The sequence below is a fragment of the Microbacterium sp. LRZ72 genome, assembly GCF_033792225.1.
Lineage (GTDB): Bacteria > Actinomycetota > Actinomycetes > Actinomycetales > Microbacteriaceae > Microbacterium.
Genome location: NZ_JANGEX010000015.1, coordinates 60,797 through 74,479, shown reverse-complemented (window position 1 = coordinate 74,479; position 13,683 = coordinate 60,797). Strand labels below are relative to the sequence as shown.

Annotated in this window: 14 protein-coding genes and 1 tRNA gene; 3 read left to right on the top strand and 12 right to left on the bottom strand. The window is 65.4% G+C overall.

From position 1 onward, the window contains the following. Window positions 1-276: 276 nt before the first annotated feature. The 5 genes from M4I32_RS13275 to M4I32_RS13255 form a co-directional block, all read right to left on the bottom strand. Window positions 277-1,761 (bottom strand): class I SAM-dependent DNA methyltransferase, encoded by a 1,485-nt coding sequence (locus tag M4I32_RS13275; protein ID WP_319034959.1) that lies wholly within the window; start codon window positions 1,759-1,761, stop codon window positions 277-279. 84 nt (window positions 1,762-1,845) lie between these two features. Then, window positions 1,846-2,574, bottom strand: a complete 729-nt coding sequence (locus M4I32_RS13270) for a hypothetical protein (RefSeq protein WP_319034958.1) — start codon at window positions 2,572-2,574, stop codon at window positions 1,846-1,848. Continuing rightward, window positions 2,571-3,456 (bottom strand): IS5 family transposase gene (locus M4I32_RS13265; RefSeq protein ID WP_319034957.1). Its coding sequence is split into 2 segments (ribosomal slippage): window positions 2,571-3,104 and window positions 3,106-3,456, totalling 885 coding nucleotides; the frame shifts between segments, so codons are not numbered across the junction. Before M4I32_RS13265 ends, M4I32_RS13270 begins: the two co-directional genes overlap by 4 nt. 4 nt (window positions 3,457-3,460) lie before the next feature. Further along, complete coding sequence (locus tag M4I32_RS13260) at window positions 3,461-4,048, bottom strand: restriction endonuclease subunit S (protein ID WP_319034956.1); 588 nt, start codon at window positions 4,046-4,048, stop codon at window positions 3,461-3,463. After that, entirely contained in the window at window positions 4,045-6,801 is a 2,757-nt protein-coding gene (locus M4I32_RS13255; RefSeq protein ID WP_319034955.1) for a DEAD/DEAH box helicase family protein, read from the bottom strand. The genes M4I32_RS13260 and M4I32_RS13255 overlap by 4 nt, the downstream gene beginning before the upstream one ends. Before the next feature lie 155 nt (window positions 6,802-6,956). On the opposite strand from M4I32_RS13255, the gene M4I32_RS13250 reads away from it, so the two are divergent. Both M4I32_RS13250 and M4I32_RS13245 read left to right on the top strand, forming a co-directional pair. Continuing rightward, window positions 6,957-7,133: a hypothetical protein gene (locus M4I32_RS13250; RefSeq protein WP_319034954.1), complete on the top strand. Its 177-nt coding sequence runs from the start codon at window positions 6,957-6,959 to the stop codon at window positions 7,131-7,133. Between the two features lie 37 nt (window positions 7,134-7,170). Further along, window positions 7,171-7,259, top strand: a tRNA-Phe gene (locus M4I32_RS13245). Window positions 7,260-7,261: 2 nt separating this feature from the next. Here the strand turns inward: M4I32_RS13245 and M4I32_RS13240 are convergent. Continuing rightward, a complete protein-coding gene (locus M4I32_RS13240; RefSeq protein ID WP_319034953.1) occupies window positions 7,262-7,678 on the bottom strand; it encodes a hypothetical protein in 417 nt (138 codons plus the stop codon). Window positions 7,679-7,684: 6 nt separating this feature from the next. After that, window positions 7,685-8,296 (bottom strand): DUF433 domain-containing protein, encoded by a 612-nt coding sequence (locus M4I32_RS13235; protein ID WP_319034952.1) that lies wholly within the window; start codon window positions 8,294-8,296, stop codon window positions 7,685-7,687. A gap of 450 nt (window positions 8,297-8,746) precedes the next feature. On the opposite strand from M4I32_RS13235, the gene M4I32_RS13230 reads away from it, so the two are divergent. Beyond that, window positions 8,747-10,330: an exonuclease domain-containing protein gene (locus tag M4I32_RS13230; RefSeq protein ID WP_319034951.1), complete on the top strand. Its 1,584-nt coding sequence runs from the start codon at window positions 8,747-8,749 to the stop codon at window positions 10,328-10,330. Window positions 10,331-10,568: 238 nt separating this feature from the next. Here the strand turns inward: M4I32_RS13230 and M4I32_RS13225 are convergent, their stop codons facing one another. From M4I32_RS13225 to M4I32_RS13205, 5 genes are all read right to left on the bottom strand, one after another. After that, on the bottom strand, window positions 10,569-10,976 hold the full coding sequence (locus M4I32_RS13225) for a recombinase family protein (protein ID WP_319034950.1): 408 nt from the start codon (window positions 10,974-10,976) through the stop codon (window positions 10,569-10,571). Beyond that, on the bottom strand, window positions 10,973-11,935 hold the full coding sequence (locus tag M4I32_RS13220; protein ID WP_319034949.1) for a zeta toxin family protein: 963 nt from the start codon (window positions 11,933-11,935) through the stop codon (window positions 10,973-10,975). Before M4I32_RS13220 ends, M4I32_RS13225 begins: the two co-directional genes overlap by 4 nt. Next, window positions 11,932-12,174, bottom strand: coding sequence for a hypothetical protein (locus M4I32_RS13215; RefSeq protein ID WP_319034948.1), 243 nt, complete (start codon window positions 12,172-12,174; stop codon window positions 11,932-11,934). Before M4I32_RS13215 ends, M4I32_RS13220 begins: the two co-directional genes overlap by 4 nt. A gap of 208 nt (window positions 12,175-12,382) precedes the next feature. Further along, a complete protein-coding gene (locus M4I32_RS13210; protein ID WP_319034947.1) occupies window positions 12,383-12,637 on the bottom strand; it encodes a hypothetical protein in 255 nt (84 codons plus the stop codon). A gap of 118 nt (window positions 12,638-12,755) precedes the next feature. Further along, window positions 12,756-13,679, bottom strand: a complete 924-nt coding sequence (locus M4I32_RS13205) for a hypothetical protein (RefSeq protein WP_319034946.1) — start codon at window positions 13,677-13,679, stop codon at window positions 12,756-12,758. Window positions 13,680-13,683 lie beyond the last annotated feature (4 nt).

The window sequence follows — 13,683 nt, the reverse complement described above, 5'->3', positions numbered from 1 at the left end:
CCATCGCACGATGGCTCACCAACGTCTACGACGCCGACACCACCGCCGAGAACTACACCACCCCAGGGGACGTCACCATGACTGGAAGCAGCCCCGCTTGCTTCCAGCCCACCGTAGTGGCGACCGCACCATCCCCCCGACTGCCGCACCGCTACCATTCGACTGACCGGGGTCCGCCACGCAGCCCCTTGAGGCTATCGGGGAACGCCGGCCGCTCGTTTATCCACACTGGGCCAACCTTCTTTCCGCTGGCGCAGCATGAGAAGGAATGGCGCGTCAACGCGGTTGATCACGGAGCGCGCCCTCCTCCAGAGCGGCAGCCACGGCCTCGAACTCGGCCAATGCCGCCGCGAGATCTTCCACGATCTCTCGAGCGATGACCTCCGGCGAGGGCAGGTTATCGAGGTCCTCGAGCGTTTCATCGCGCAACCACGTGATGTCGAGGTTGACCTTGTCGCGGGCGAGCAGATTGTCGTAGTCAAAGGCTCTAAAGCGCTCGCTCTCCACACGCGCATTGCGGTCGGCACCGAAGCACCAAACGAAGTCGTCGAGGTGCGCCCGCGTGAGCCGGTTCTGCTTGAGAGTGAAGTGCTGGTTGGTGCGCAAGTCGTATATCCACAGCTTGCTGGTCCACGGATGCTCGGCCGCGGGCTTCTTGTCGAAGAACAGTACGTTTGCCTTAACGCCGCCGGCGTAGAAAATGCCCGTGGGCAGTCGCAGCACGGTGTGCAGGTCAAAGTCCTTCAGCATCCGTCGCCGTAGGGTTTCGCCCGCCCCGCCTTCGAACAGCACGTTGTCAGGCAGGACGACCGCGGCGCGTCCGTTGATGTCGAGGATCGTGGCAATGTGCTGGAGGAAGTTCAGTTGCTTGTTCGAGGTCGTCACGACGAAGTCCTGCCGCTCGATCTCAAGGTCCTCCCGCGCTTCACGACCGTCGGCCCCGACCATCGTTAGCGAGGACTTGCGGCCGAATGGCGGGTTCGACAGTACGACGCTCCATCGGCGCCCCGGGTCGGCAATGAGCGAGTCCTTCACCTCGATGAGCGACGGGCCGTTTGCCTCGCCCGCGCCGTGTAGCAGCAGGTTCATCGCGGCAAGGCGCGCGGTGCCGTCGACGAGTTCCACACCGTGTACAAGGGACCTTTGCAGGTGTTCGCGCTGGGGAGGGGTGAAGGATGCCGCATCCTGCGCGGCGTACTCGTACGCCTGCAGAAGAAAGCCGCCGGTGCCACACGCCGGGTCGGTGACCGTGTCGCCGACGGTCGGGCGAACGCAGTCGACGATCGCGTCAATGATCGCGCGCGGCGTGAAATACTGCCCGGCGCCCGACTTGACGTCTTCGGCGCCCTTCGCCAGCAGCGACTCGTACGCGTCGCCCTTGATATCTACACCTGTCTGCGACCACTGCTCGGCGTCGATCAGATCGTGTATGAGGCGCTTGAGTTTCGCCGGGTCTTGCACGCGATTCTGCGCCTTGCGGAAGATTACGCCGAGAGTACCCGGCTCTCGCCCAAGCCCCTGCAGGATGCGCGTGTACTCGGTCTCGAGCTCGGCGCCGTCGGCGTCGAGCAGTCGCTGCCACGAGTATTCGTCGGGCACGATCCGCTCCGGCCGCAACGGCCGAGTCGCCCGCTCGTGTGCCATCTTGAGGAACAGCAGGTACGTGAGCTGCTCGGTGTAATCGACCGTGCCGACGCCGTCGTCGCGCAGCACGTTCGCGTACGCCCACAGCTTGTCGACCAGGCGCCGGGGTTCAGTCATTCTTGTTCTCACTCCGCGTGTAGATGTGCTTCCGGCTAGTCAACAGTCGCGCCCGAAGGTGCAGCTACCACAAGCTCGTGCGTTTCAGGCGATGACGGCAAGCTCTTCGATGACGTCGGAATCAGATGCTGCCCCGGTGAGCTTGCCCGAGAATGCGGCCGCGAACAGGGCGCGGCGGAGCGAGGCCGACTGTTGTTGGCTCGCGCCTGCCGAGCTCGTCAGTTGGGAGCATGCATCACGAATTGCGTCGACCTGCGCGATCGCGCTTGCCTGCCTTTCAATGGATGGCACCGGGATCTCGAGCGCCTTGAGTTTCCCAACGCTGAGCGTGTGCAACCCGCTCGATGAGCTGGAGATATTCGTTAGCGTGTCGCGGTTCTGGGGCGAGTTCCAGACTGCCTCGAGGTACGCGGGGATCAGGGTTTTGGACGGCCGAACTCGAATCAGGTGATTCTGGTGCACGGCGCCCGGGATAGAGCCGTCCCATAGTGAAGCGCGACCGATTTGCGAGGCGCTGCCGTTGCCCTCGACCACGAGCAGGTCCCCGGGAATCAATCCGTAACGGTCACGGTCACCAGCGAAAACCTCGATCTGGTGTACATCACGAAGGTCGAGGCCCGAGGCCGTGACGTTCGCCACCCGGAGGAACGGGGCGATGTTGTGTGCGGGCTTGCGCTTCGGCTGCTTTTGAATCCCGCCCTGGATGTCTGCGATCGTGCCGAGTCGAGTGCGGTCACCTGCACTCGCGATCGACAGGGCGTGGGCGACGAGCGAGGCCGACCGCCGAACGGTTCGGTCTAGGGCATGTCTCATAAACATCTCTGGGTCCAGGCGACTACGGCGTTGAGTGTCACGGCGGCGCGGAACATGATCGCGAGTTTGTCGTAGCGGGTCGCGAGCCCGCGCCACTGCTTGACGTCGCAGAAGCGCCGTTCCACGACGTTGCGGCCCTTGTAGTCGTCCGCGTCGAATCCGGGCGGGCGTCCACCGTGTGACCCGCGTCGTTTCCGATGCGCTTGCTGGTCGCGTGGTTGCGGGATCACGGCGCGGATGCCGCGGCCGTGCAAGTGAGCGCGGATCGCGCGCGAGGAGTACGCCTTGTCGCCGCGGACGGCGTCGGGCCGGGTGCGGGGACGCCCGACCGGACGTGCGACACGGAGCCGCCGCAGCAACGGCAGCAGGGCGGGGGCGTCACCGGCCTGGCCGGGCGCGACGGCGATCACCAGCGGTAGTCCGTGGTCGTCGACGAGCTGGTGGATCTTCGTCGACAGGCCGCCGCGGGAGCGGCCAATGGCGTGATCAGGCGGCTCGACGTCCGGATTCGTGTAATTCGACCCAGCCCCCTGTGAGGCGCGTGAGGTTCGTCGCGTGCTGATGTGCACGCGCGATGGTGGAGTCCACCGACACCGTCCACCCGATCTTCCCGTCCTGATCGGCCGCGGTGAGCAGCGCCTGGTGAACCCGGTCCCAGGTGCCATCGTCAGCGAGGTTCCGGTGCCACCGCCAGACGGTCTGCCACGGCCCGAACTCTCGCGGCAGATCACGCCACGCGATCCCGCACCGATACCGATAGATGATCCCCTCCACGATCATCCGCGCGTCCGAGAACGGGCGCCCTCGACGGCCGGTCCGCGACGGGAGGAACGGTGCGATCAACACCCATTGATCATCAGAAAGGAGCTGGAATCGAGACACTCTCTCAGCGTCTCAGCCGCCCCCTCCATCTTTCTGAGACACGCCCTAGCAGTGTGTCTGCTGTGTCCAGACGAGAGATGTGGTCTTCGAGAATGTCGACAATCCGTCGTTGCTCGGCCAGGGCAACGATCGGCAGCGGTATCCGACGAATGGTCTTGAGCCCGAGGCGCGGTCTTCCGACGCCGTGGAGTTGATCCTTGGCCCATGCCCTTGCCGCTGGGCGTTGAAGTGCGTAGAGAACCCAGCGTGGGTCGACCTCTTGCGATAGACGCACGCGAATACAGTCAGCCTTTACGATCGCCGGTCCGATGTCCGCAGGCATCAAGCACGCTCGCGGCAGGTTGTCGCCGAGTGAAGCGACGAGGAGGTCTCCGCCGATCACCTCGTGTTTCCGCAGCGACTCGAAATGAGTCTGCGAAATGTGAGCTTCGGCACGCTTGTACGATCCATCACCGATGTTCTGCAGACGAACGACCTGGGGACCCTCGGTTGTGTAATGCGCGCTCGTCAGGTTCGATCCGAATGGGCCGTCCGTGATCGCTCCTGGTTCAAGTGCCGCCAGCGATTCGAGCGGCACGGTCTCGAAACTCACGCGGTCAGCTCCGCGTTGAGCGATTCGATGAGTGCGCCGGCGCCGGCGCCGAGGTCGCGCACGGCCCCTTCGGGCCCGCCACGCTCCGAGAACGGTGCAAGTTCGAGGTCGGCGTCCGTCAGTCCTGCCGAGTTGGCGATCACGTCGGCCATGCGGTCGAGCCACCAGCGCTGGGGGCCGGTAAATACCGTGCCGATAAGCGCCTGACGGCCAAGCCAGTCGTCGTATCGGGTGCGGATGAGGTCAGCGTACGGCACGAGGTCGTTGTCTTCTCCGAGTTCAAAGCGCAGCAGCGACACCAGGTCGGTGAGCCGCGCATGGCTGTTGGGCTTGACGCGTTCGACCTGCACGGCCGCGTACGCGTTCCAAATGAGGTCGACTGTCCAGTTGTGCGGCGGCCTCTTGATTCGCTCGGCGAGCTCTTCGATCGAAGCGAACGGTACGCGGTGGGTCTTTGCCTCCATAAGGACCTGAATCGCGCTGATCTCGCTGCGGTGCTCGCGCAGGTACTCGCGCCACGACTCCACGATCGACCGGGCGCGGCTCGTGTCGACCACGCCGAACGCGTCGACCAGTTCGTCGACGGTGACTTCGTCGATTACCTGATGGTGGGCGCGTCGCAGCTCGAGAATGCGCGCCCGCAGATCAGCGTTCGCGGCGAGCGGAGTGATCGCGGACTCGATGAGGGCCGCGAGAGCAGCCTCGCGCCCGGCGCCCGGGACGGCAGCAAGTACGGCCGCCTGAGTGTCGGAGTCGACGGCATCGACGATCCCGCGGATCACGTCGCGCAGGGATCCGCCTGCGACTTCGTCGAGCTCGGCGCGCTCTGATGCGGTGAGCTGAAGTTCCAGCGCCGACAGGCGCGAGGCGAGGGTCGCCGTCTCGTCCTCGGTGATCGACAGGTCGGCGACCTTCGCGAGCAGCTTCTGGAGCGAGATCCCGCGGTCGCGATTGAGCGGCGGCTCGACGAAGTCGTGCTCGGTCACCCCGACCGCGTCGACGATGACGAAGCGGGTCTTGTCGGCGGCGTCCGGAGTCACCGACTGGAAGTCTGCGGAGGCGATTGTGCGCGCACCCCGGCCCTTCATCTGCTCGAAGTACTGGGCGCTGCGCACATCGCGCAGGAAGAACACGCACTCCAGCGGCTTCACGTCGGTGCCGGTCGCGATCATGTCGACCGTCACCGCGACGCGCAGCGTTGGCGACGTGCGGAACGCCTGCAGGTGGCCCTTCGGATCCTTCGCGTTGTATGTGATCTTCGCCGCGAAGTCGTTGCCCTTGCCGAACACCTCTCGCACGAGCGTCACGACGGTCTCGGCGTGGTTGTCGTCTTTGCAGAAGATGAGTGTCTTCGGCACGACCCGGCGCCCCGGGAAGATCTCGGGCATGCGGTCGCGGTAAGTCTCGAGGATCGTGCGCAGTTGCGACACGTTCGTCACGGCACGGTCGAGTTGGGATGCCGCGTACTCCAGATCTTCGTCGAGCGCTTCGAGTCGTTGCGCTCGCGTGCGGCGGTCGACCTTCGGCACGATCGTTCCCGCTTCGATGAGCCCGCCCTCTTCGCTCACGCGAGTCTTGATGCGGTAGACGCCGAAGTCGACGTTGACCCCGTCCGCCACCGACTCGGGATACGTGTACTCCGACACGAGGTTCTGCTGGAAGAACCCGAACGTCTGTTTTCCGGGCGTCGCCGTGAGCCCCACGATGTGCGCGTCGAAATACTCCAGCACCCCACGCCACACCCCGTAGATCGACCGGTGCGCCTCGTCGACGAGGACAAGGTCGAACGCCTCGGGCGGCATCGCGGGGTTGTAGGACACCGATACCGGGGCGTCCGGCACGAAGTCGTCGATGCCCTGGTCATCGCGGCCATCGGCCTCTTTGCCCTGCAGCACCCGGTGCACGCGCTGGATCGTCGAGATCACGACGCTCGACGAGGCCAGCATCCCGGCGCTCGAAAGCTTCGCGACGGGATACAACTCGGTGAAGCGCCTGCCGTCTCCAGGAGTGCGATAGTTCTGGAACTCGGCGAGCGTCTGATCGGCCAGGTTATTGCGGTCGACGAGGAACAAGACGCGGCCGAACCCGCCATAGGTCAGCAGGCGGTATGCCTCGGTGACGGCAGTGTACGTCTTGCCGGCGCCTGTGGCCATCTGAATCAGGGAACGCGAGAAACGCTGCTCACGCAGCGACCTCTCGACCCCCTCGACCGCGTCGATCTGAGCAGGACGGAGGCTCGATCGGTCGAGCTCGGGCATGCCGCGGACCCGAGCCCGCCACGTCGGTGCGTCCGGGGTCTCGGTGGCTTCACGCACCTGCCTGGCCAGGGTCGCCGGCTGGGGAAACGCGAAGATCCGACGTGCGCGCGGGCTGGCGTCGTATCCGTTGGTGAAGTGAGTCTCTGTACCAGATGCCTCGAAGACGAACGGAAGACGTCCATCGATGGTAATCGCGCGCTTGGCGTGGGTACCGGGGAGTCCAGTCGCGTACATCGCAGACTGCCACTCGACCCCGGACAAAGTCGTGCCGACCGGCTTGGCCTCGATGACGCCGACTACCTTCTTGTCGACATACAAGAGGTAGTCCACCCGACCGTGACCCGCTGCCATGATTACCTCGCGAACGGCGACGCCCGGGCCAACGAAGAGATTCAGGTCCTTGCGGTCGTGGACAAACCACCCGGCGGCTTCGAGCTGCTCATCGATGAGTTTCCGCGCTCGCGCTTCAGCAGGCAAGCGGTCGTCGACGGGCATAGATTCAGATTATCCAGAATGCCCGAGGGGGCCGGCATTCGAGCAGTGCCCGCACAGGGATGGCGTCAGCAGAAGAGACAGTCGTCAAACGCCAGCATGAACCGGATCATCCTCGCACGTTGCCGCCTGCTCCACGGGATCGATACGCTCGCCACATGGCCGAGTACACACTCACGGACGACGAGTACGCCGAAGCCCTCCGGGCGGCGATGGATGCTTCCAACAGGGCCCGATTCGAGGACAACAATCCCGACGGAGCGGCTGAAATTGGCGTGCAGGCTGGTCGTGCCAAGGCGGAGGAGATTGCTCGACGGCGAACGCTTGGCCTTTAGCAGTACGCTCGGAGTCCCCCTTCCCCCGGGAGGGTCCGGCGACTTGGCAGAGTGGCCACAATGCGCCCGCCTGAAGAGCGGGTGGAGGTGAAAGTTTCCCATGGGTTCGAATCCCGCAGTCGGACGACTTAGATCCGCTCGACGTGGATTGGTCGTAGCACCCGCTTGTGGTTGGGCGTGACGTAGAACGCGTGGGCTCCATCCATCTCGTTCCGGATCAGTCCAGGCAGCACGCTCGCCAGCATTGCGAGCGCCTGCGAGTGGAAGTCGAGGCCTTTGCCATCGATATCGACGAGGCCGACCCAGTGCAAACCCGCGGCGCGCAACCCGTCCCGCTCTTCGGCGTAGAACAGCTGCTTGCGATCCTGCGTGATGATGGCAGTGAAGCCGCGCTTGTTCAAGGTCGGGAAGATGTCGACGTCCTCAGTCCGACGCAGGTCCTCCTCAACGTAAGAGCGATAGAGCGCCGCGCGGAACGGGCGACGTAACGAATCTGCGTACTCGTGCGGCAGGTTCTCATCGATGAAGAACTTGGGTCGCGTCACGCCGGGTCACGCAGCCTCAAGTGCGCGGCTAAACGCGATCGCGTCGCGCGCCGCGTCGACGGAGACGCGCGGGAACATCTCCGGGATGTCCTCTACGAACACAGTCTCTTCGTCGACGAGCTGCGCAATGGTCTCGAACGGTACGCGCGTTCCGGCGACCACAGGCCAGCCACCGAGAGTACGAGGGTGCACGGTGAGACTCTTCGCCGGGCGTTCGAAGTTCACCACGGTCTCGCCACGGAAGTTGTTGAACTCCTCGAAGAGCTCCTCGAAGGTGTACTCGGTCACGAGATGGCCCGTCTTGTGCGTAAGGTCCATGACGACGCCGTCGGGCCGTCGTACGAATATGACCCTACCGTCGGTGCCGAAAGAGAAGTCGGACGGATGATCTGCGACGGCCACCATGTCAAGCTTGCCCCACGCCGCGCGCAGCTTCTGAGCCGACGTCTTGGCACGCAGGAAGACCATTGCTCGCAGCGCCACGACATCTCGGTATGAGTAGATCGGCGGGCGCTTCGGCTGCACTTCAGGCACGAGGAGTCCCGTCCGGCGCCACTTGGTCAGCTGATAGGAGGTCGCGCCGGAGAGCTTCACTGCCAGCTCAGGGGTATAGGTCATGACGCCCCACCCAGCCGGTCCATGGGCACATCATATGGCCGCGGCCGACATTGACCCGCTTTTGCGGAGGGTGAGCGCCTCGCTGCCGCGCACCGCATCGCTCTCGCCTGCGTGCGGTGCAACGTCTTGGTGTGCTGCGCGCTGAACGCTCCCCGACCGGCCACCGCAGACGGCGCGCCGGTGTCCGTGCCCCGATACGCGTCCCGCTCCCGAACGGCGCGCGATTGAGGATCCCTGATCGGGTGGTGCCGACAAGCGGGACGAGGATGTGAGGCTCGGGACGCTTCCGCAAGAGCTTGCGGCGGAAGCTTCGCATACCGAAGTTGACGTGTCTCTTCAGCAGGACCGTCGCTGGTACGGCAGAATCGGCTCGCGTCGGCCCAGTTTCCGGGCGCGCATGAGGGGGCAGCAGTGACGACGAACCGTCAAACCGTAACCCGGATGGCCTGAATGCTCGATTTCACGGCTCTCGATTTTGAGACCGCCAATTCCTTTCGGGGCTCGCCCTGCTCAGTCGGCCTGGTGCGTGTCCGAGATGGGCAGCTCATCGAGCGACGGCATTGGCTGATCCGTCCGCCGGAGGGCGCTGACTGGTTCGATGGCTGGAACACAGCCATCCACGGGATCACCGCAGAGATGGTCGCGGACGCCCCGCGGTGGAAGGACATCTTGCCCGCCCTCGTAGACTTCATCGGCGACGACGTGATCGTCGCCCACAACGCGGGATTCGATGTTGGCGTGATGCGATACGCCTGCGCACTCGACAACATCGAATGGCCAGAGGTTCGATTTCTTTGCGCCTTGGTTATGGCTCGTCGCGCGCTGGCACTTCCCACCTACAGGCTGCCGTTCCTGGCCGAGAGAATGGGCATCGCGTTCGACAACCACCACGACGCTCTCGCTGACGCGACCGCGGTGGTGGAAGTGACCAGGCGCCTGGCCGAGAAGCAGCAATCGGCGGACCTGCTGGAACTGGCTGACTCACTCGGCGTCGGCATCGGACGGATGGGCCGCGGCATGTACCGAGGCAGTGTCGCGATCGGATCCGGCAGGCACGGCGGACGCAACTTCACCCCGATCGAAGTAAACGCGGACGGCGATCCGAGCGGATACCTCTATGGCCGAGTCGTAGTATTCACAGGCACCCTGATGTCGATGACACGGGACGCCGCTCGCCAGGAGTGCGCCAAGGTCGGCGCGATTCCGGAACAAACCACCACCAAACGAACGAACATTCTCGTTGTAGGCGACATCAACCCGGCCGTCCTCCGCCCGGGCTCGAACATCACAGGAAAGGCACGCAAAGCCTTCGAACTGCAGGACAGCGGCCAGGAGATCGAGGTCATGACGGAAGACGACTTCCTTCGCTGCCTAGACGGCAACCGCCTCGACGGCGCCGAGATTCTACTGGACAATGGTGCAGCGCACGCAACCCAGATGGATCGAACCCGACGAGATTCATCGGCAGCGCCCGTCCCACCCGAACCGAAGCTAGCTCCAGCCGTCAAGCCGCCGAGACCCCTGCGCCGGACTCCGGTACCAACAGATCAAGCATGCTCCGTGGAAGGTTGCGAGAGAACGGCTGCCTTCAAGACCCGGACAAAGCCAACCTGGTGTCGATCACACATCGAAGACACTCAGCGCACCGGTGGACTGCGCCCCCTCGAAACCTTCACACACCCCGACGACTGGCAGCTCACCGAGTGCCTCGCGTGCAGCGTTCAGGCGCACTACCGCTTCAACTACACCCTGGAGAAGAACGCATGGAACGAGGCGACTTGTCGGGCCTGCTACTGGCGGAAGTGGGCAGCTGACGCCCGCGCAATCCAGGGTGAAAGGGCGGATCTAACGCCGGTCAGCTACTCCTCGGCTCTCTCCCATGCTGAAGCGCACGGATTCGAGTATCTCGGCCCCCTAACCGCGCCCTCAGTTGGGGGCGACCCGCATCACGTCAAGTGCCGCGCCTGCGGCAAGATCACTGCGGACCGCCTGTCCGACATCGGCTTCGGCTGCACGTGCGTGTCTCGCAAGTAGGGTTGCTCGGCTCGATCGCTGATCGAACAACTTCGCGCCGGCGGCGAGGGTGCCGCGTTGAGATGCTCTGTCCCTCTGCCTCAGCGATGGGTAGACGCCAACGCACGCCGAAGGGCCGTAGCGCTGACGCCGAGCACGCCCGCGATGTGCGCGATCGATCGGCCGCTGGCGCGGAGTTCGGTGGCGGTATCCATACGCTCGGGGGTCATGACGGAGGGCCGGCCAGCACGGCGGCCCTCTATTGACGCGGCCGACAGGCCGGAGCGGACGCGATCGCCGAGGAGCGTGCGACGCACGTCATCGAGCGCAACGAGATGCGCGCGGCCGTCCGCATCCGCGTCCGGGGAGATATCGAGCGCGGGCTCGGCATGGAGCGGAAGCAAATCTCCCCATCGGCGAGTGTGTGCAGCGTGAGGATGAGGAGGTTGAGGCTGAGCGACAGTCGGGCCGCGCTTGTGACGAGAAGGGTGTCGCCGGCCGCGAGGTTCGCGACGCACTCCTTGAGATTCGGACGGCCCCTGGGGTGCTCTCCCCCCGCGTCGACGAACACGGTGCCTGCACCAAGTGACTTGAGCGCGGCGATGTCATCGTCGACGGACGGCGCATCGTGAAGCATCCGCGTGTAGCCGACGGTGCGCGAGGTCATCGGTCAAGACCGGGCGAGGGTGGCGTCGGCGCGGCGGTGGGCTCGCTCGAGGGCAGGGTTGCACGCTGGCGGCGCAGCGCTGCGGATTCGGCGGCCAAACGCGACTCGAGCTGAGGGCCGGTGGTGGAGTTAGCGGGGAGCTGCATGCTCGGCACGACGTCGCGGAGAGCGATCTGGTGCAGCTCGATCAGCACGTCCAGGTCGGTGGCGCGCGGCGGGAGTATGCGCACGAAGTCGGTGAGGCGCCGCAGTTCTCCCAGCCACTCGATGGCGGCGCGCCCAGTCGGGCTCCCCTCCCGAGCCTGGTCAAACGCGCTGGTCGCCCGCAAGGGATCGATGGAGACACCACCGACCTCGTTGCCTGCGCCATCGAGCATCATCAGCGACGCGCGTCTGCCGACGTCAGCGAGTTTCTCGATTACGCCGCGCGTCTCTCGCCAGCTCATGTCGTGGTCGGCAGCCGATACCCCCAGGCTGGCGATGCCTCGATGAACATCCCGGAAGTGAGCGGATGCTGCCGCGAGCAACGTCTCGGGCCGGCGGGGGACGACCAGGATCATGTCAGTAACGAATCCGGCCTCGGTGAACTGCTCAATCACCCCGCGCACGACGTCGGCGCGGGGGAACTCGCCCTCAATGATGAGAGACCTGCTGTGCTCGCGTGCGTGGGCGATCGCAAGGCGCAGCCACTCTGCCACGTCTGCGGCGACCGTGGCGCGTGCGTCGCTCTCAGCCGCGCGAGGGTGAAAGCCGCGCAGGTCGTCGGCCGACACCACGGCCGCTCCAGGTGCGGAGCGCAGGGCTCGGTGGATGGCGCGCACACGACCACTCCCCTGCCCACCCGCAATGAGGGTGAGTCGCGGAGATGGTTCGGGATCGGCGGTGGGGAACAGCATGGGCAGGATGCTGCGCTCGAACACCTTGCCCGCGTCCATTGCCGCACCGTCGACGCCGCTCACGGGCGGCCCTCAAGTTCGCGAATGCGTCCTTCGATCTCTGCGGTGGCGGCGTCCACGGCGGTTCGGTCGAATCCGTCGACGGTGTTGATCTTCGCGCGGAGGGCGATGACAGCATCCCTCGCCTCACCCGGCGTCTGCTCGCACTGCAGAAGCAGGGCCGTGAGTGTGCCTGCTTGTTCGCGGAGCGCGTCGTACGCGACGGCGTTGTTCACGCGCCACGCCGATGGGCCTGCGGCCATGTCTCCCGCCTCCTGGCGCGAGTTTAACTGGCTGATCCGAAATCAGTGACAAGCATGTTTCGGCGCATAGTTGCCGCGCCGGGATACGCAGCGCTCACACGGCGCGGGCCGGGCGGTCAAGGGTGCGGCAGAGCCGCATCGTGAAGCGACGCGGAGCGCCCTTGAGGGCCCGACCCTGGCGCGTACGATCTCGCGACGCCGGTCGAAGTCAGCTGCGGACGAGCGCGGTGATGTCGCGAATGAAGGATTGCTTGTCGGCTGCGGGGTCCGTGATCAGACGCGCAATCCTCAGACGCCACGCATCGCGCTCTTCGTCATCGAGCGTCGCGAGGGGCTTCGCGCACCACGCGACGTCTTCGCCGAGTGTGTAGCCGGGCTCGGCGGTCGCGCGATCGGGGTAGTAGGTGAACGCTGCGATGGCCACCCGGGCGATCACAGCCTCCACGTCGGATCGATCAATCATGGCCAGACCTCCCTGCAGCGTGTGGCTCGCGCTATCACTCTTCCGGAAGCGAGCCGCGTGCGCCGGCTTCTCGCCTGGCCTGTGGATGCTGAACTGCAGTGACGCGTGGGGAGGACTGTCATCTGCTCATTCCACCACCGCCGGGTGCTGGGCCGACGTGCGGCCGCGCGGGGTCGGGTCGCTCCGCCGCTCGCCGCGGGCCTGCCTTGAGGCGGGCATTGATTCCGCGGGCGATGGCCTCCATGCGCTGTTGTTCGGCGGTGAGGCGTCGGGGTGTGTCGGGGCTGAATTCGGGGTTGCGGTGCGCGTAGTCGGCGGCGCGTGCGCGGTAGCAGTCTCGGCGCCATTCATCGAGCAGAGGCTGCGGCACGCGCCCCTCCGCACGGAGCGCGTCGATACCTTCCGCGTCCCGCTCGCGGGTGAAGAAGGCGGTCGCTTGCTCGAGGTTGGCGTCGCGTTCGCGCGCGGTGGTGCGGTGTCGTCGTTCGGGCGGCAGGCCTGCGTCTGTGCGGCGTTTCTCTCGGGCCCGCCAGATGCGCATGGCTTCGCGTTCGCGGTCGCGGTTGGCGGCGTAGTGCGCGCGGCGCTTCGCTTTGATCTGTTCCGCGTTCTGCTCGTAGTAGCGTCGCGCCGCGGCCTGTTTCTGCGGACGGTGGTCACGACCGTAGTCACGGCCCTGCGCGTTCACCGCGTCCTTGTTCCGCGCCCGCCACCGGTCGTTGATCGCTTTCCGCTGTGCACGGTACCCCTCAGGATCGGCGGCTTTGCGTTCGGCGAGGTAGTCCCGCTGATAGGCGCGGCGCTCCTCGATGTTGGCGTGGTAGTAGTCGCGGGACTTCTTCGCGTTGGTCGCACGCCGTTCCTCCTCGCGTTGCTTATGCTCCCCCGCGCGCCGCTTCCGCTCACGCTCGGCCCGGTTGACCTGCTCGCGATTCTGCGCGTCGTACTCGCGCCGATACTCCCTGATGCGCTCACGGTTCTTCTGTCGCCATTCGCGCTTGCTCTCGAGCCGGCGCTGACGCGCTTCTTCGGATTCGGCCACGACG

Coding starts and splice junctions, on each gene's coding strand:
- M4I32_RS13270 (WP_319034958.1), bottom strand. CDS start 2,574: ATGAGACATGCCCTAGACCGAACCGTTCGGCGGTCGGCCTCGCTCGTC.
- M4I32_RS13275 (WP_319034959.1), bottom strand. CDS start 1,761: ATGACTGAACCCCGGCGCCTGGTCGACAAGCTGTGGGCGTACGCGAAC.
- M4I32_RS13255 (WP_319034955.1), bottom strand. CDS start 6,801: ATGCCCGTCGACGACCGCTTGCCTGCTGAAGCGCGAGCGCGGAAACTC.
- M4I32_RS13215 (WP_319034948.1), bottom strand. CDS start 12,174: ATGGCCGCAGGCCCATCGGCGTGGCGCGTGAACAACGCCGTCGCGTAC.
- M4I32_RS13235 (WP_319034952.1), bottom strand. CDS start 8,296: ATGACCTATACCCCTGAGCTGGCAGTGAAGCTCTCCGGCGCGACCTCC.
- M4I32_RS13250 (WP_319034954.1), top strand. CDS start 6,957: ATGGCCGAGTACACACTCACGGACGACGAGTACGCCGAAGCCCTCCGG.
- M4I32_RS13210 (WP_319034947.1), bottom strand. CDS start 12,637: ATGATTGATCGATCCGACGTGGAGGCTGTGATCGCCCGGGTGGCCATC.
- M4I32_RS13230 (WP_319034951.1), top strand. CDS start 8,747: ATGCTCGATTTCACGGCTCTCGATTTTGAGACCGCCAATTCCTTTCGG.
- M4I32_RS13225 (WP_319034950.1), bottom strand. CDS start 10,976: ATGACCTCGCGCACCGTCGGCTACACGCGGATGCTTCACGATGCGCCG.